Source organism: Aeromonas sp. (assembly GCF_050252055.1).
In the GTDB taxonomy this organism is placed as follows: domain Bacteria; phylum Pseudomonadota; class Gammaproteobacteria; order Enterobacterales; family Aeromonadaceae; genus Aeromonas; species Aeromonas caviae.
The window spans coordinates 205,791-221,086 of record NZ_JBFWLQ010000007.1 but is presented as its reverse complement, the minus strand read 5'-3'; the positions used below and the strand labels follow the sequence as shown (position 1 = coordinate 221,086).

Sequence of the window (15,296 nt, the reverse complement as noted above, 5' to 3'; positions counted from 1 at the left end):
TCCAGAGGGGCTCCGGCCTCCCCGCCCGGGATCAGGCGGGTTCCCCGGGCAGGGCCTGCACAAGCTGGGAGAGGGAGCAGTGGAGTCGCCACACCAGCCCCGCCAGTGCCCGGGCCGCCGGGTCTGCATGTTCCCCCAGCCCCTGGCTGATGCGCTCCAGCTCCGCCAGGGTGCGCCCCAGGGTCTCGTGCTGCACGCCCCCTTCGGTCAGAATGCCTTTCAGGCAGCGCAGACAGCCGTCCCGCACCAGATAGAGGGCCGGATCCCGGCTGCGCCAAAGCCTGAGCTGCCAGACGATGTGGCTGCAATTGAGCAGCACCACGCCCCAGCGCAGCACCCAGAGCCGGGCCCCCTGATCCTGACTCTGGCTGAGCTGGCTCACCGCGTGATAGACCCGGGATTCAAACTCCCCCTCGCTCTGATGCGGGGACGGGGCCAGCTGGTCCACGAAATCCCGCCGCAGACGGTGCATCAGGCGGCGGCTCTTGCGCCGATCCGAGCTGGGCCTCAGGAGCTGGAACGCCAGCCCTGCGCTCATCACCCCCAGTGCCTGCGCGAGGCTGCTGTTGACGAAGGCGAGGTAGTCGTAGCTCGGCGGATTGGTGATGGCGAGGAAGGAGCCGAGCAGCACGATGAGCTGGCCCCAGAGCGCCGCCCCCTGGGGTCGCTGCAATTTCAGCAGTTGCAGGGTGATGAGAGCGGGGAACAGCAGGGCGCAGAAGATCCAGAAGTCGTCGATGCGGATCATCAGCCCGAACTTGACCCCGAAGCAGATAAAGCTGAGCAGCACGATGGCCTTGAGCATGGTCTGGGCCCCCTTGGCAGGGGCCGGGGTGGCGGAATAGAGCACGCAGCAGATGGCGAGCAGGGTCAGGGCCGCAGCGCCCGCATCCCACTGGCTGTGGATCCAGAAGGTGCAGCCCAGCATCACGCAGAGGAAGGTACGCCCCCCGTTGTAGGCCGCCTCCAGGCCGTCGGTGTGGCTGGTCAGAGAGCTGTGGCGCGGCGGCGCCGGCCACTCCTGGCCATCGTGGCGGGCCAGCCTTTCCAGCCAGCGCTGACACTCCAGGTAGCTCCAGCAGAAGTGGCGCAGCCGCAGCCAGAAGGCCTGACAGCGATAATCATCCCCCGAACGGGCCACGAAGGGCGCCATCAGGCGGGCAATGCGCAGCTTGTCGCAGCCCCCCTGTCCCAGCTCCCGCAGCACGGCGGCCAGCATGGGGGCCGGGTCGACGGCGTCCTCTGGCCAGTGTTGCAGCATGCGGCGCAGCCCCGAGATGAGGCTGACCATCCTCAGCTGGCGATGGAGCAGATAGTTCAGCAACTGGTTGTGGCGGCGCAGGCGGTGGTGGCTCCAGACGGCCTGGATGCGCAGCACGTTCAGGGTGAGGATCTGACCGATCACCCCCTCGTGGGCGGTGCGCACATCGGCGCCCGTCTCCCCGAGCCAGAGCAGCTGGGCATGTTCCAGCAGCCGGGTCTGGCTCTTGCCAAGGGAGTCCAGCAGGGTCTCGCCATCGGAGAAACTCGGCAGGATCATCATCATCAGGCCGCCGCAGAGGATGCCGACGATCACCTCGCTCACCCGGGCCTGGGCGATGTCGAAGATATGTTGCGGGTCGGTCAGGTTGACGCAGGAGAAGGCGATGATGGCGGCGGTATAGCCCGCCAGGGCGAAACCGTAGGAGACGTTGTTCTGATGGTGGTTGGAGATGTAGGTGCAACCCCCCAGCCAGAGGGCGATAAGCAGGCTGAAGAGCCAGGGATCACCGATGCCAAGGCCGGTGATCATCACCGCCGCCATGGCGCCGATGAGGCTGCCCACCACTCGCCCCAGGCTCTTGCTGATGACGCCCCCCACGGTGGGAAAGCTCACCACGGCGGCGGAGGTCATGGCCCAGTAGGGAGAGTCGAGTTGCAGCACGAACGCCAGCCAGAGCGACAGGCACATGGCCAGGGCATTGCGCAGGGCGTAGCGCCACTGTCCGCCGTTGGCCTTGCCCCAGGGGGTCTGGCGCCAGAGCGAGGGGATCACTCTAGTCCCCTATGGTGATGGTACAGGTCGTGCCCGCGATCAAGACCAGATCCGGGGGAATCGCCAGCAGCCTGATCCGCACCGGCACCCGCTGGGCCAGGCGCACCCAGGGCACGTTCGGCTTGACGTCGAGCAGCAGCCCCTCGCTGCCTTCCAGGCTCTGATCGTGAATGGCGCGCCCTATGCTTTCCACCTCCCCCCTGAGTACCCGATCCCCGCTGTAGAGCACCACCTCGGCCGGTTTGCCGGGGGCGATGTGCCTGAGCTTGGTCTCTTCGAAATAGCCCTGCACATAGAAGGAGTGGGTGTCTATCAGGGCCACCAGGGGCACCCCGGCGGTGGCGTAGTTGCCGACCCTGGCCTGCAGGTTGGTGATGTAGCCGTCGCTCGCAGCATGGACCTCGGTCCGGGCAAGGGACCATCTGGCCTGCTCCAGATTGGCTTGGGCCACCTCATAGGCCGCCTTCATCGCCTGGGCATTGAGCCTGGATTCATCCACCGCCTCGGCGGAGATGACGGTGCGGGAGAGGCTCTGGCGACGGTTCGCCTCGTGCTCCGCCTTGTCGAGATCCGACTTGGCCTTGGCCAGGGCCGCGCTGGCGTTGTCCAGCGCGATGCGATAGGGCTCGGGATCCAGGGTGAAGAGCAGCTCCCCCGCCTTCACCAGCTGGTTGTCCTTGACCCCTATCCTGACGATCTTGCCCGACACCTGGGGCGTGATGCTGACCAGCTCGGCCCGCACCTTGCCATCCCGGGTCCAGGGCCCCTGCATGTAGTCGTTCCACAGCCACCAGAGCGACACCAGCGCCAGGGCAAAGACCAGCAGGGTGGAGAAGTATTTGAGGGTCGCAAGGGGTGATTTAGCCATGTAGCAATATCCATAGGGCGCCGCTGACGGCGAGGATGAAGAGGGAGAGATCCATCAGCAGGGGGTGCCAGACCTCGCCGCCGTAGAGCCAGTCCCGCAGCAGATGGTGCAGCGGCAGCCAGCCCAGCAGGCCGAGCAGCACGGCCTTGAACAGGGGCGGAAAGTAGAGCGAGGCCCCGAGGATCAGATCCGGCAGCGCTGAAGCAGTCGTCACGGGTGTGCCCCCTGTTGGCAGAGATAGAATGAAGAGAGAGGCCGGGGTCCGCCGGGAGACGGACAGGGCAAGGTTAACACAGCCATTGCGGGGGCTACACCAGCAGATGACCCCCTGAGGCGTCGTCACGGGAGTGGCACGACAACGCCTCGCCCGTCCTCCCCGCCACCCGTCGGGGCAGTCACCTCGCGTTCAATCGGCCACGGTATCTGCCGGGTGATGCACCCCGTCCCGGGTCGGCACCTCTCCCAGATCGAACGGGTTGACCCCCTCCAGACAGGCGAGGTTGTAGCCATATTCCGCCGGATTGGATCGGCGCTGGTGATGGGTGTAGATGCCGCAGACGCTGCAAAAGTAGTGTTTCGCGGTGCGGGTGTTGAACTGGTAGCAGCGAAGCGCCGCCTCCCCTTGCAGGATGCGGATGCCGGAGAGCGGCACCGAGGCGACGATGGCCCCACGCCGCCGACAGAAGGAGCAGTCGCAGCGGCGCGGATCCACCACGCCATCCGGCAGGGTCAGCTCCAGCACCACGGCGCCGCAGTGGCAGCTCGCCTTGTGTTTCTTCTGGATGGGGGTATTGCCGATGCGTGTGATCATGCTGCCTCCTTGCCGCAGTGTCAGGCTGCGAACCGGTTAATCGAACAGGGTATCCCGCCGCCCTTGTAAAAGATGGTCATGCAGGGTGCGTAGCTGGGACGCCACCACCCGGTGGCGGGAGAGTTCGGGCAAGGCGTCGATGGGGAAGTACCTCGCCCCTTTGGTTTCATCGGTGTCGGTAAGCAGAGCGCCCCCCGTCACCTCGCACAGGAAGAACGCCTTGTGGGCGTGGGGCAACTGCGGGGGATGGGGATGCTTGAGCTTGTCGAACAGGGCCAGCAGTTGCACCGCCCGACAGGCGAGGCCGGTCTCCTCGCTCACTTCCCGCACCACGGCGTCCGCAGGCGAATCGCCGATGTCGCACCAGCCCCCCGGCAGGGTCCAGCGCCCGTCACTGCGCTCCTGCACCAGCAGGACATGGCCCGCGTCGTTCTGAATGAAGGCCCGCACATCGAGCTTGGGGGTGGGATAGCCGCTGTCGAGGGCAATCCAGTCGCCGATGGTGTCGGGGGCCAGCTCGCCCTGGCTGGCGATGAGCGTCACCGTGGCCGCTCGCAGCGCCTCGAAGCGGGCGATGTCGAAGGGATCGCGGGAATAGGTGAGCCCCGCCTGGGCCGTGGCCAGCACCTGTTCGAGGAAGGCGGCCAACGGCGGCTGCACGGCTAGAGCCCGAGGAAACGGACGATCTGGGCGGGGTAGCGCTCGAAGCCTGTGAAGGCGTGATCGCCGCCGCACTCCAGGGAGAGACGGGCAAAGCGGTATTCGTCCAGCGCCTTGCGATAGTCGAGCACCTCGTCCTCCTGCTGTTGCAGCACCCAGAGCCGCTCCGGGGCAGTCACCGGCACCGCCAGCGCTCTCAGCTCGTCCATGTGTCCGGGCAACAGTTCATAGCGTTCGCCGCTGTAGGGGTTGGTCTGGGGGCCGAGGTAGTCGCAGAGCAGCTCGTGGGGGCGCACCGCCGGGTTGATGAGGGCGGCGCGGCAACCGTATCGCTCGCTGACCCGGGTCGCCATAAAGCCACCGAGGGAGCTGCCCACGGCGCCCAGTCGCAGGGCGCTGCCGTGGCGGGCCTTCAGGTCGGCGATGGCCTGCTCGATGGCAGCCCAGGCGGCCGCCGGGGTGTTGGGCTGGGCCGGGATCACCACCTCGATATCGGGCCTGTTCTCTGCCACCCAGGCCGCCATCTGCTGCGCCTTGGCCGAGCCGGGGGATGAATTGAAACCGTGCAGATAGAGCAGGACGGGCTTCATGGCAACGCCTCAGTAACCGGTGGCATTGGGGTCGGGCACGAACTGCCCCAGCGGCAGGCGCCACACCTGACTCGCCACCCGGCCATCCGGGTGCAGGGTGAGATAGCGCCAGCCCGGGCCGGATTCGTCCAGTGCGAAACCGTCGGAGAGCGGCTTGAACTGGATGCAGGTAGAGGGGCTGGCGATGAGCCGCACTCCGTGGTGCACCTCGTCAAACTCCTGATGGACGTGGCCGAACAGGATGGTCTTCTGCTGCGGGTGGCGGGCCAGCACGGCGAACAGGTCGTCGGCATTCTTGAGGTTGTGCTGATCCAGCCAGGCGCAGCCCACCGGCACCGCCTGATGGTGCAGGGCGATGAGGGCATGGCGCTCGGGATGCTGGCGCAGGGCCTGATCCAGGGCCGCCAGCTGGTGATCCCCCAGCACCCCGTGGGGTTTGCCGCGCACCTGGGTATCCAGCAGGATCACCTGCCAGTGCTCGCCTACCAGCTGCTTGGCCTCGCTGATGCCGGCCGCATGGAGGTATTCGGTCATCAGGGGGCCATCGTCGTGGTTGCCGGGCAACCAGTAGATGGGGCGAGCCAGGGGCGCCATCATGGAGGCGAAGCGCTGGTAGGACTCCGGGCTGTGATCCTGGGAAAGATCCCCGGTGGCGAGGATGAGATCGAACGGGTGCTCGTTGGCCTGCACCCGCTCCAGCACGGCGGCCAGACTCTGCGCCGTGGGCACGGCCAGCAGCCGCCCCTCGGCACTGGCGAAGAGATGGGTATCGGTAATCTGTAACAGGCGCACACTGCCGTCCGGCGCCTGAGGTAGCTCTGTTTCCAAAATCACGCTTCTTTTTTATGGGTTCGACTAGAGGATGTTAATCAGGCTGGTGCCGTGTTTGAGACAAAATCTCAACCAATCGGCCAAGAATAGATTTACCTGCTCCTTTTCATCCCTGTGATGCATTTTTTGATTGGGATAATCATAACGTGGTTGCAACATTGAAATCTGTTGCGCCGCACACACTTCCGCCATTCGCACATCATGATACAAACGAATCTCTATCCGGGCTTGCAAGTAGCTCGGCAATTCGGGGTTGTGCTGGGCCAGGATCACCTGGCTGGTGAAGCGGCTCTCCTCTGTCACCGTGAGCTGGAACTGCAGGCCGTTGCCGACCTGATAGCGGCGCTCGGCACCCACGCTGCCGCCAGGCGGCAACAGTTTCATCAGCGCCATGTAATTGACCTCGCAGGTACGCTGCAAGGACATCAAATCAGGCACATAGCGCTTCATCGGGCTCTGGACTAATGACATGTCGCGGCTCCCTCAATCAGGGTCCATGAAGGGTGGACCCACTGCACAGTGTTCCAGTCGGACACAGGGCACCTGACCCGGGTCTGAACGAGCGTCACCTCAGCGCCCCGCCAGCCAGCGTGCCCGCAGCTCGCCGTGATTGAGGGCCAGCCACTGCAGGGCGATGACGGAGGCGGCATTGTCGATGCGCCCCTCTTTGAGCCAGGCATAGGCCTGCTCGCGGCTCACCACGTGGACCCGGATGTCTTCCCCCTCTTCCGCCAGACCGTGGATCCCCTTGGCCTGACTGGCATCCACCTCGCCCACGAACACCTCGATGCGCTCGGTGCTGCCACCCGGGCTCACCAGATAGCTGATGGCGTGTTCGCAGCGTCCCACCTCGATCCCTGCCTCTTCCACCGCTTCGCGCCGCACCACTGCCTCGGCGGTCTCCCCTTCATCGATGATGCCGGCCACCAGCTCCAGCAGCCAGGGGGTGGCGCTGGTCTCCATGGCGCCGATGCGAAACTGCTCCACCAGCACGATCTCGTCCCGCACCGGATCATAAGGCAGCAGGGCGGCGGCATGACCACGTTCGAACAGTTCCCGGACGATGGGGGCGTTCCAGCCACCGGCAAACAGCCTGTGTTGCAGGCGGTAGACATTCACCTTGAAGAAGCCATTATATCCAGCTGATTTTTCAATGATTTTCACATCATCGCTGGAGTAGTGGCAGGTTTGAGGCAAGGCTTGCTGTGACATTCGAGACTCCTGCCAGCTTGACTTGGCTTGGTTTGACCATAATATTCGGGGGCATGAATGAACATTCATTCACTCGCTCTCGCCGACGATGAGGGAAGGATTTTAGCAGCCACAGGGCATTTGGCTAGGCGCGTTGCCGAGAAAACTCGCCCCGGACCTTGACGTTTCCGCAGCTGGAAAAGAGACAGTTCGCAATGAAATCTGCTTATAGTAGAGTGGTTAAGCTGAAATCAAGCTTGGTCGGTGACAATCCCCCCTTCATCCAGCGGACAGCTTTGGGTTGATACAAAAGGTTAAAACTATCATATGAAAAGAACACTCTTGTCAGTCATGGTGATGCTGGGTGTGAGCGGCGCCGCTCATGCCGAAAACCTGCTCGATATTTACCAACAGGCCCAGATCAAGGACACCCAGCTGCTGGAATCCAAGGCCAAGCGGGACCAGGCCTTCGAGAAGATCAACGAATCCCGTGCAGCCCTGCTGCCCCAGATCAACCTGGGCGCCGGCCTGAACTACCTGCAAAACAAGAACGACACCATGACCAACACGGGCGCTACTGGCTCCGTGACCCTGGATCAATCCATCTACCGTCGCAGCAACTGGGTCAACCTGGATCTGACCGAGAAGAGCGCCACCCAGTCCGACGTGGCCTACAACCTCGAGTACCAGAACCTGATGCTGCGTACCGCCCAGGCCTACTTCGACGTGCTCAAGGCCATGGATACCCTGGAATTCGTGCGTGCCAACAAGACCGCGGTCGAGCGTCAGCTTGAACAGACCCAGCAGCGCTTCGAAGTGGGCCTGACCGCCATCACCGACGTGCACGAAGCCGAGGCCGAGCGCGATCAGGCGCTGGCGGACGAGATCAATGCCGAAAACACCCTGGACAACAGCTACGAGAGCCTGCGCGAGCTGACCGGTATCGACCACCGTCAACTGGACGTGCTCAACACCGATCGCTTCAGCCCGCAGAAGACCGCGTTCAACTCCGACAAGTGGCTGGAGCTGGCTCTGGACAAGAACCTGGAGCTGCACAGCGCCCGCATCGGCAAGGACATCGCCAAGGAGCAGATCGATCTGGCCAAGACCGGTCATGAACCGACCCTGGATCTGGGCGCCGGCCTGAACGCCGGTTACAACGATTACAAGGACGAGATCCGCAACCCCGAGAGCAACAGCAATCAGGGCAACATCGGCCTGAACTTCAAGCTGCCCATCTACACCGGCGGGGCCACCACCTCCCAGGTCAAGCAGGCACAGTTCAACTACGTTGCCGCCAGCGAACAGCTCGAGCGCAGCTTCCGCTCGGTGCAGAGCACGGTCCGCTCCTCCTACAACAACGTGAACGCCAGCATCGGCTCGGTCCGCGCCTACAGCCAGTCCGTCATCTCCGCCGACAGCGCCCTGAAGGCGACCGAAGCCGGTTACGAGGTGGGTACCCGCACCATCGTCGACGTGCTGGACTCCACCCGCAAGCTGTATCAGGCCAAGCAGAAGCTCTCCGAGGCCCGCTACAACTACATCCTCAGCATCCTCTCCCTCAAGCAGGCCGCCGGCATCCTGGAGCAGAAGGATCTGGAAGAGGTGAACCAGGGTCTGATGCCCGCCGCCCAGGTCACCAAGAAGTCCTGAGCCAGGCGCACACCATGAGAAAAGGCGACCCCGGGGTCGCCTTTTTCATCTCTGTTCGCCGCTGGAAGTGCGTTGGTCGGGGCCTGCCAGGCAGCGGCCATGTCACCGACCCGGCAGCCCCATCAAAAAACCCGGCCTTGGCCGGGTTTTACGCTTATCCGCGCTCGCGGATGGTCTTGATGATGTCGGTGGTGGAGCAGCCGTCCTCGAAGTTCAGCACCCGCACCTCGCCGCCATTGGCGGTCACCTCGGCGTAACCCGCGATCTCTTCGGGCTTGTAGTCGCCCCCCTTGACCAGGAGGTCTGGCAGGATCTCGGCGATCAGACGCTGGGGAGTGTCTTCGCTGAAGGGGACCACCCAGTCCACGGCACCCAGGGCCGCCAGCACCGTCATACGGCGCTCGGTCGGGTTGACCGGGCGACCCGGCCCCTTGAGGCGACGCACGGACTCGTCGGTGTTCACCGCCACTATCAGGCGGTCCCCCAGCTTGCCCGCATTGGCCAGATAGGAGACATGACCCGCGTGCAGAATGTCGAAGCAGCCGTTGGTCATCACCACCTTCTCGCCGCGCAGACGGGCGGCCTGGACAGCCACCTTGAGCTGGGCCTCGGACATGACGCCAAAGCCGGTCTCCTGCTCGGTGTAGAGGGCGTTGGCCAGCTCCACCGGGCTCACGGTGGAGGTCCCCAGCTTGCCGACCACGATGCCGGCGGCGGTGTTGGCCAGGGCGCAGGCCTCATCCAGACTCTTGCCCGCGGCAAGGGAAGTCGCCAGGGTGGAGATGACGGTGTCACCGGCACCGGTGACGTCATAGACCTCGTGGGCCTGGGCCGGCAGGTGCAGCTCGGGCTGCCCTTCGCGGATCAGGGTCATGCCGTTCTCGGAGCGGGTGACCAGCAGGGCATCCAGCTCGAAGCGCTTGACCAACTCCAGCCCCCTGGCGACCAGATCCTCCTCCCCCTTCACCTTGCCCACCACGGCCTCGAACTCGGACATGTTGGGGGTCAGCAGGGTGGCACCACGGTACTTCTCGAAATCGGTCCCCTTGGGGTCGACCAGCACGGGGATACCGGCGGCGCGGGCACGCCGGATCATGCCGGGCACATCGTTGAGGGCGCCCTTGCCGTAGTCGGAGAGGATCATCACGTCCGCCTGGGGCAGCGCCTGCTCCACCTTGCCCATCAGCAGGCTGGCATCCACGTCGTGAAAGGCCTCTTCGAAGTCGAGGCGCAGCAGCTGCTGGTTGCGGGACAGCACCCGCAGCTTGGTGATGGTCGGATAGTCGGTCAGGCGCACGAAATCACAGGCCACCTTGACCCCGGCCATCTGGCTGGCGAGGGCATCGGCGGCTTCATCCTGACCGGTCAGGCCCAGCAGCACGGCCTGGGCGCCGAGGGCGGCGGAGTTGAGCGCCACGTTGGCGGCGCCACCCGGGCGCTCCTCGATGTGCTCGACCTTGACCACGGGGACCGGCGCCTCGGGGGAGATCCGGCCGGTAGGGCCATGCCAGTAGCGATCCAACATGACATCGCCAACGACCAGGATGTGGGCTTTTTCAAACTCGGGCAGGGTGATTTTCATCTGTATCGGCTCTCAAAACCTGAAAAATTCAGCGGCCGATTTTATCACACTCTTTTCCGGGGCGTGAAAAAAGCACGGCCCTGCCCCCTGACGCCCCCTCTGACCAGATGACGGCGATTCGCGCCCACCCCCGCTTTTCGGATAGAATCCTCGACATGCGAGTGACCGCATCCGCGCCGGGCCACCCCACACAGGCCCCCCGGTTCGGTCGGACTCCCCCCTTTGCCTTTGCGAACAAGAGACTCTTCATGGCCCAAGAACACGCTCCCCGCCTCGAACCCCGTCTGTTCCATCCCCGTTACTGGGGGAGCTGGCTGGGCCTCTCCCTGCTCTGGCTGCTGGTGTTGCTGCCCTGGCGCAGCCAGATGTGGCTGGGCCGCCAGCTCGGCACCCTGGCCCGCAAGCTGCTGAAATCCCGTGTCAAAATTGCCCGCCGCAACCTGGAGCTGGCGATGCCCGAGCTCAGCCGGGATGAGCGCGAAGCCCTCCTGGTGCAGAACTTCGAGAGTGTGGGTTGCGCCATCTTCGAGGTGGGCATGGCCTGGTTCTGGCCAGACTGGCGGATGCGCCGCCTGATGAAGGTGGAAGGGGAAGAGCACGTCATCAACGCGATGGAGAAGGGCCAGGGGATGCTGCTGCTCTCCTGCCACTTCCTCACCCTTGAGCTCAATGCCCGCTGCTTCGGCCTGGTGCGCCCCGGGGTCGGCGTCTATCGCCCCAACACCAATCCGGTGCTGGAGTACGCCCAGTACCACGGTCGCTGCGCCTCCAACAAATACCTGGTGGACCGGATGGACGTGAAGGGGATGATCAAGGCGCTGCGCAACGGCGACGCCCTCTGGTATGCACCGGATCACGACTACGGCAGCCATGCCAGCGTCTTCGTGCCCTACTTCGCGGTGGAGCAGGCCGCCACCATCACGGGGACCGCCACCCTGGCCCGGGTGAAGAACACCGTCACCCTGCCCTGCTACAACATCCGCACCCGGGAGGGCTACACCCTGCATATCGGCGCCCCGCTCGCGGACTACCCGAGCGGTGACGACATGGCGGATGCCAGCCGCGCCAACCGCGAGATTGAAGCCGCCGTGCGCAAGGCGCCGGAGCAGTACATGTGGCTGCACCGCCGCTTCAAGACCCGCCCCAATCCGGACGATCCCGGCTACTACTGATGCCCTCCCGCCCCGTCGACCGGGCAAGTCCAGACGACAGGACAGGATGGCACCGCGCCCCATGAAAAAGCCCTCGCACTGCGAGGGCTTTTTTGTTGGCTGCCAGCGTCTGCCTTACTGGCGGATCAGGCGGTAGATGGCGTAGCCGGGGTGCTTGGCGTCATCCATCGGCAGGGTGGACTGGTACGACAGATCCGCCCCCGCCAGGGCCTTGGCCTCGTCGGTCGGCGAGGAGTAGAGGCGCACGTCCACGTTGGCGGGCAGGGCCTTCATGTGCCAGTTGTTGTTGGCCGCCGGGCTGAAGCCAGCCGGGTTGTCCGCAGACTGGGCCTTCAGGTACTGGGCGATGATCTCCCGCGTCTCGAAGGGATCTTCATGGACGATATTGCTGCCGTCGATGCCCGGGAAGTGGCCGCCGCCGCTGGCGCGGTAGTTGTTGGTCACCACGTAGAACTTCTGGGCCGGGTCCACGGGCTGGCCGTTGAAGGTGAGGCCGCTGATGCGCTGGCCGTCGCTCACCTTGACCCCGTCCTTGCTGTAGCGGGCCGGCTGGGTGATGTCCACCTCGTAGCTGACCCCGTCAATCACATCGAAGTTGTAGGTGGGGAAGCTCTCGTTCACCAGCCACTGCACCCCGGTCTTGCCGGTGTCGATCTGGTTGAACTGGCCGGCGCTCATCTCCAGCCACTCCTTGACGGTGGCCCCGTTCACCTCGACCACCTGCAGGGTGTTCGGATAGATGTAAAGGTCGGAGACGTTGCGCAAGGAGATGTCACCCTGAGCCACGTAGGTAAAGTCGTTGATGCCGTTGCGACCGCCACGGAAGGGTGCCGCCACCGAGAGGATCGGGTAGGACTCCTTGAGCAGGCCGTCTTGTTGCAATTGCTCCGCGTGGCGGCGCTGGGCATCGCTCACCAGCTGCACCGAGGGGTCGTCCTGCACCAGGGCGAAGAAGCTGTGGATGGGGGAGGTGATCTTGCCGAGCGGCTCGTCCAGCCACTGGTTGGTGGCGTCGTGATCCGCCTGTACCAGGTCCACCACCCGCTGATCCACCGCACTGCCCTCGCTAGCGTCAATTTTGCGCAGGCTGGCCTGGCTCTGCTTCACCTGCCACTTGCCGTCCACCTGTTCCAGCTTGAGGTCGATGATGCCGAGGTGGTTGCCCCAGTAACCGGGCATCACGGTGGGGATGCCGCTCAGGGTACCGGCCTGGTTGTCCACCTCCGGCAGATCCGGGAAGTCCCCGGGGAAGTTCTTGTGGGCGTGGCCCAGCATCAGGGCGTCCACCCCCTTCACCTTGGCCAGATGCCAGGCGGAGTTCTCCATCATGGCCTCGTAGCTGCTGGCATTGATGCCGGTGTGAGCCACCACCACCACGATGTCGGCGCCCTTGGCGCGCAGCTCGGGCACATAGTGATTGGCGGTCTCGACCATGTCGGCCACCACCACCTTGCCCTCCAGATGACGCTTGTCCCACTGCAGCACCTGGGGCGGGGTCAGACCCAGGATGCCCACCTTGACGCGCTGGCGCTGGCCCTTGTCATCGGTCACCTCGCGCTCCAGCAGCAGATAGGGGGTGAACTTGTTGCCGCTCCAGTCAATCTGTCCCTTGGCATCGCGCTTGAAGGCCCCCGCCTCGAACACGTTGGCGTTCACATAGGGGAAGTCGGCTCCCGCCAGCACCTTGCCGAGGTAGTCCAGGCCGTAGTTGAACTCGTGGTTGCCCAGGTTGCCCGCGTCGTAGCCCAGCTCGTTCATCGCCTTGAACACCGGGTGCGCCTGCTTCTCGAGGTAGCCGGCACCGGACTGCTCGAAGATGTAGTCCGCCAGCGGCGTGCCCTGAATGAGGTCGCCATTGTCGAGCAGCAGGTTGTTGGGGTTCTCGGCGCGGGCGGCGCGGATCAGCAGGGCGGTGCGGGAGAGGCCGAACTTGCGATCCTCCTTGTTCTGGTAGTAGTCGTAGCCCAGCACGTTGGAGTGGATATCAGAGGTCTGGATCAGGCGCAGGGAGACGGTCCCCGGCTGCGCCTTGCTGTCATTTTCGTTGCTGCAGGCAGACAGCAGCACGATGGCGGCAATAGCCCCCAGCTTCATGGTGTTATTCACTGTTTTTTCCCTTTTATTATGAGTAACGCTTTACCAGCGCCGGGAATTTAACAGACGAATATGTCAGCAGATGGCACCGGGACTCATTTTTATGAAGCCCGGCACAAAAATAGCCTCATGAGGCCGGTATGGCACCCAATGCCAGCTTGGCCGCCAGCACCAGCATGATGAGACCTACAACAAGATCAATGGCTTGCTGCACCCGGCCCCTGGCAAGCCAGGGGGAGAGTGCCGCCGCCCCGAACGCCAGTCCGTAGAACCAGACCAGAGAAGCCAGCATGGCCCCCGCCGCGAAGGCTGGCCTCAGATCCTCGGCAAACTGGCTGCCGAAGGAGCCGAGCAGCATCAGGGTATCCAGATAGACATGGGGATTGAGCAGGGTCACCCCCAGCGTCATGGCCAGCACCCCCTTGACCCCCATCAGCTGGGGGGAATCCGCCAGGGCCGCCCCCTGGCCGCGCCAGGCACTGCGCAGGGAACGGATACCGAACCAGCCGAGGAAGAGCACGCCGCCCCAGGTCAACAGGGCCAGGCCGATCGGGCTGGCCGCCAGCAGGTTGGCCCCGCCGAACACCCCGATGCCGATCAGCACGAGATCGCACAGGCAGCAGAGGGTCGCCGTCAGCAGGTGGTGATTGCGGTGAATGCCCCGGCTCAGCACGAAGGCATTCTGGGCCCCGATGGGGATGATCATGGCGAGGCCGAGGGTAAAGCCTTGCAGGGTGGTGGCGAACATGGGGATGCGTTCCTGTGAAAGAGAGAAACGCACTATAAGGGGGCGCGGGTAATCAGAGAAATTCATTCATTTTCTGATGCATTCATAAAACTGATGAAAACCGGGCCGAAACCACACAAAGAAGGTTGTCAATTGCAGGATCTGACAATTGTGGGGTCACAGCCCCGCCCCGAGAATCGGCGGCAGGATGGGACGGCGCAGGACAGCGGTGATGGCGACAGAGGGGATGCCAGGCGACGAGCCGGTGCCGCCGGGCCTGTATTCACTGCAGCAGGGAGGGGAAGTTGGTGACCACCACCTGCTCCAGGTTCGGCAGCAGGATGCCGCTGCTCACCCCCTTGGCGATGGCCTGGTAGCGGTTCATCGACCCCGTCTTGCGGGTGACCTGATTGAGGTGGTAGTTCACGGTGCGCTCCGTGATGCCGAGGATGCAGGCGATCTCCCCCGATGTCTTCCCTTCGCTGGCCCAGAACAGGCACTCGGTCTCCCGCTCCGTCAGGGGCTCCTGGGGATCGTCCTCCCTCATGCTCTGGCGCACGATCCGGATCGCCGCCTCGAAGATGTAGTTGGACATCCAGGAGAGGATGGGCGAGGACTCCAGCATCAGATCACTCGATGCCCGCTCCCGGGTGATGAAAGAGAGTATGCCGTTCTCCCCCGCCGCCCCGTGCAGCGGGAACGAGATGCCGTTGCGCAACCCGAATTCCGCCGCCAGCCCCATCACATCCATGCTCCCCTCTTGCAGGAAGCGCGCCTTCTCGTCCAGCCGGTTCCAGTAGATGGGCAGGGTCTGCCTGCGGGCGAGCTGGATGATGGGATCGCAGGCCAGCATGTTGTTCAGGGTGTAGGCCTGTACCCAGGAGTCGGGGCACTGGTTGAACAGCACCACCTTGGGCCTTTGCATCGACATGGGCAGGATGAGGGCGAAGCGGTAGTAGTCGTAACCCATTCCCAGGGTGAAGCGGCCGATGAGCTCGGACAACCGGTTGCCATCGGTCACCAGCGTGAAATGTTCCAGGTACTCAAGCAGTTGGTCGCGTGTCATAGGCAAGCCTCCCCTG

General features: G+C 64.1%; 15 protein-coding genes. 2 read left to right on the top strand and 13 right to left on the bottom strand.

Annotation, left to right across the window (positions count from 1 at the left end):
* Positions 1-31: 31 nt before the first annotated feature.
* The 9 genes from AB7E19_RS14435 to nudF form a co-directional block, all read right to left on the bottom strand.
* The gene (locus tag AB7E19_RS14435) at positions 32-2,035 is read right to left on the bottom strand and encodes an FUSC family protein (RefSeq protein ID WP_288212575.1); all 2,004 of its coding nucleotides are present in this window, start codon (positions 2,033-2,035) and stop codon (positions 32-34) included.
* Between the two features lies 1 nt (position 2,036).
* The gene (locus AB7E19_RS14430; protein WP_069651983.1) at positions 2,037-2,903 is read right to left on the bottom strand and encodes an efflux RND transporter periplasmic adaptor subunit; all 867 of its coding nucleotides are present in this window, start codon (positions 2,901-2,903) and stop codon (positions 2,037-2,039) included.
* Positions 2,896-3,138, bottom strand: coding sequence for a DUF1656 domain-containing protein (locus AB7E19_RS14425; protein ID WP_039039819.1), 243 nt, complete (start codon positions 3,136-3,138; stop codon positions 2,896-2,898). Before AB7E19_RS14425 ends, AB7E19_RS14430 begins: the two co-directional genes overlap by 8 nt.
* Positions 3,139-3,309: 171 nt before the next feature.
* Complete coding sequence (locus AB7E19_RS14420; RefSeq protein WP_039039754.1) at positions 3,310-3,714, bottom strand: GFA family protein; 405 nt, start codon at positions 3,712-3,714, stop codon at positions 3,310-3,312.
* A 36-nt stretch (positions 3,715-3,750) separates the two neighbouring features.
* Positions 3,751-4,374: an NUDIX hydrolase gene (locus AB7E19_RS14415; protein ID WP_427935700.1), complete on the bottom strand. Its 624-nt coding sequence runs from the start codon at positions 4,372-4,374 to the stop codon at positions 3,751-3,753.
* Between the two features lie 2 nt (positions 4,375-4,376).
* Complete coding sequence (locus tag AB7E19_RS14410; RefSeq protein WP_041214383.1) at positions 4,377-4,964, bottom strand: YqiA/YcfP family alpha/beta fold hydrolase; 588 nt, start codon at positions 4,962-4,964, stop codon at positions 4,377-4,379.
* A 9-nt stretch (positions 4,965-4,973) separates the two neighbouring features.
* The gene (cpdA, locus tag AB7E19_RS14405; RefSeq protein WP_041214382.1) at positions 4,974-5,792 is read right to left on the bottom strand and encodes a 3',5'-cyclic-AMP phosphodiesterase; all 819 of its coding nucleotides are present in this window, start codon (positions 5,790-5,792) and stop codon (positions 4,974-4,976) included.
* Positions 5,793-5,819: 27 nt separating this feature from the next.
* Positions 5,820-6,266, bottom strand: coding sequence for a DUF1249 domain-containing protein (locus AB7E19_RS14400; RefSeq protein WP_039039758.1), 447 nt, complete (start codon positions 6,264-6,266; stop codon positions 5,820-5,822).
* 99 nt (positions 6,267-6,365) lie between these two features.
* Positions 6,366-7,007 carry an ADP-ribose diphosphatase gene (nudF, locus tag AB7E19_RS14395; protein ID WP_010672772.1) on the bottom strand — a complete coding sequence of 214 codons (642 nt, stop codon included), beginning with the start codon at positions 7,005-7,007 and terminating at the stop codon, positions 6,366-6,368.
* A gap of 306 nt (positions 7,008-7,313) precedes the next feature.
* Between nudF and tolC the strand changes: the two genes are divergently transcribed.
* A complete protein-coding gene (gene tolC, locus AB7E19_RS14390) occupies positions 7,314-8,639 on the top strand; it encodes an outer membrane channel protein TolC (protein WP_029313618.1) in 1,326 nt (441 codons plus the stop codon).
* 154 nt (positions 8,640-8,793) lie between these two features.
* Here tolC and hldE read toward each other — a convergent pair whose 3' ends face one another.
* On the bottom strand, positions 8,794-10,221 hold the full coding sequence (hldE, locus tag AB7E19_RS14385) for a bifunctional D-glycero-beta-D-manno-heptose-7-phosphate kinase/D-glycero-beta-D-manno-heptose 1-phosphate adenylyltransferase HldE (protein ID WP_103243796.1): 1,428 nt from the start codon (positions 10,219-10,221) through the stop codon (positions 8,794-8,796).
* A gap of 248 nt (positions 10,222-10,469) precedes the next feature.
* On the opposite strand from hldE, the gene lpxL reads away from it, so the two are divergent.
* Positions 10,470-11,393 carry an LpxL/LpxP family Kdo(2)-lipid IV(A) lauroyl/palmitoleoyl acyltransferase gene (gene lpxL / locus AB7E19_RS14380; RefSeq protein WP_010672769.1) on the top strand — a complete coding sequence of 308 codons (924 nt, stop codon included), beginning with the start codon at positions 10,470-10,472 and terminating at the stop codon, positions 11,391-11,393.
* A 114-nt stretch (positions 11,394-11,507) separates the two neighbouring features.
* Here the strand turns inward: lpxL and AB7E19_RS14375 are convergent, their stop codons facing one another.
* From AB7E19_RS14375 to AB7E19_RS14365, 3 genes are all read right to left on the bottom strand, one after another.
* Positions 11,508-13,487, bottom strand: a complete 1,980-nt coding sequence (locus AB7E19_RS14375) for a bifunctional 2',3'-cyclic-nucleotide 2'-phosphodiesterase/3'-nucleotidase (protein WP_043153994.1) — start codon at positions 13,485-13,487, stop codon at positions 11,508-11,510.
* A gap of 127 nt (positions 13,488-13,614) precedes the next feature.
* Positions 13,615-14,235: an L-lysine exporter gene (gene lysE / locus AB7E19_RS14370; RefSeq protein ID WP_408776288.1), complete on the bottom strand. Its 621-nt coding sequence runs from the start codon at positions 14,233-14,235 to the stop codon at positions 13,615-13,617.
* Positions 14,236-14,497: 262 nt separating this feature from the next.
* A complete protein-coding gene (locus AB7E19_RS14365; protein ID WP_010672766.1) occupies positions 14,498-15,280 on the bottom strand; it encodes a LuxR family transcriptional regulator in 783 nt (260 codons plus the stop codon).
* Between the last annotated feature and the right edge of the window lie 16 nt (positions 15,281-15,296).

Coding starts and splice junctions, on each gene's coding strand:
- AB7E19_RS14430 (WP_069651983.1), bottom strand. CDS start 2,903: ATGGCTAAATCACCCCTTGCGACCCTCAAATACTTCTCCACCCTGCTG.
- AB7E19_RS14420 (WP_039039754.1), bottom strand. CDS start 3,714: ATGATCACACGCATCGGCAATACCCCCATCCAGAAGAAACACAAGGCG.
- AB7E19_RS14410 (WP_041214383.1), bottom strand. CDS start 4,964: ATGAAGCCCGTCCTGCTCTATCTGCACGGTTTCAATTCATCCCCCGGC.
- AB7E19_RS14400 (WP_039039758.1), bottom strand. CDS start 6,266: ATGTCATTAGTCCAGAGCCCGATGAAGCGCTATGTGCCTGATTTGATG.
- nudF (WP_010672772.1), bottom strand. CDS start 7,007: ATGTCACAGCAAGCCTTGCCTCAAACCTGCCACTACTCCAGCGATGAT.
- tolC (WP_029313618.1), top strand. CDS start 7,314: ATGAAAAGAACACTCTTGTCAGTCATGGTGATGCTGGGTGTGAGCGGC.
- hldE (WP_103243796.1), bottom strand. CDS start 10,221: ATGAAAATCACCCTGCCCGAGTTTGAAAAAGCCCACATCCTGGTCGTT.
- lpxL (WP_010672769.1), top strand. CDS start 10,470: ATGGCCCAAGAACACGCTCCCCGCCTCGAACCCCGTCTGTTCCATCCC.
- AB7E19_RS14375 (WP_043153994.1), bottom strand. CDS start 13,487: ATGAAGCTGGGGGCTATTGCCGCCATCGTGCTGCTGTCTGCCTGCAGC.
- lysE (WP_408776288.1), bottom strand. CDS start 14,235: ATGTTCGCCACCACCCTGCAAGGCTTTACCCTCGGCCTCGCCATGATC.
- AB7E19_RS14365 (WP_010672766.1), bottom strand. CDS start 15,280: ATGACACGCGACCAACTGCTTGAGTACCTGGAACATTTCACGCTGGTG.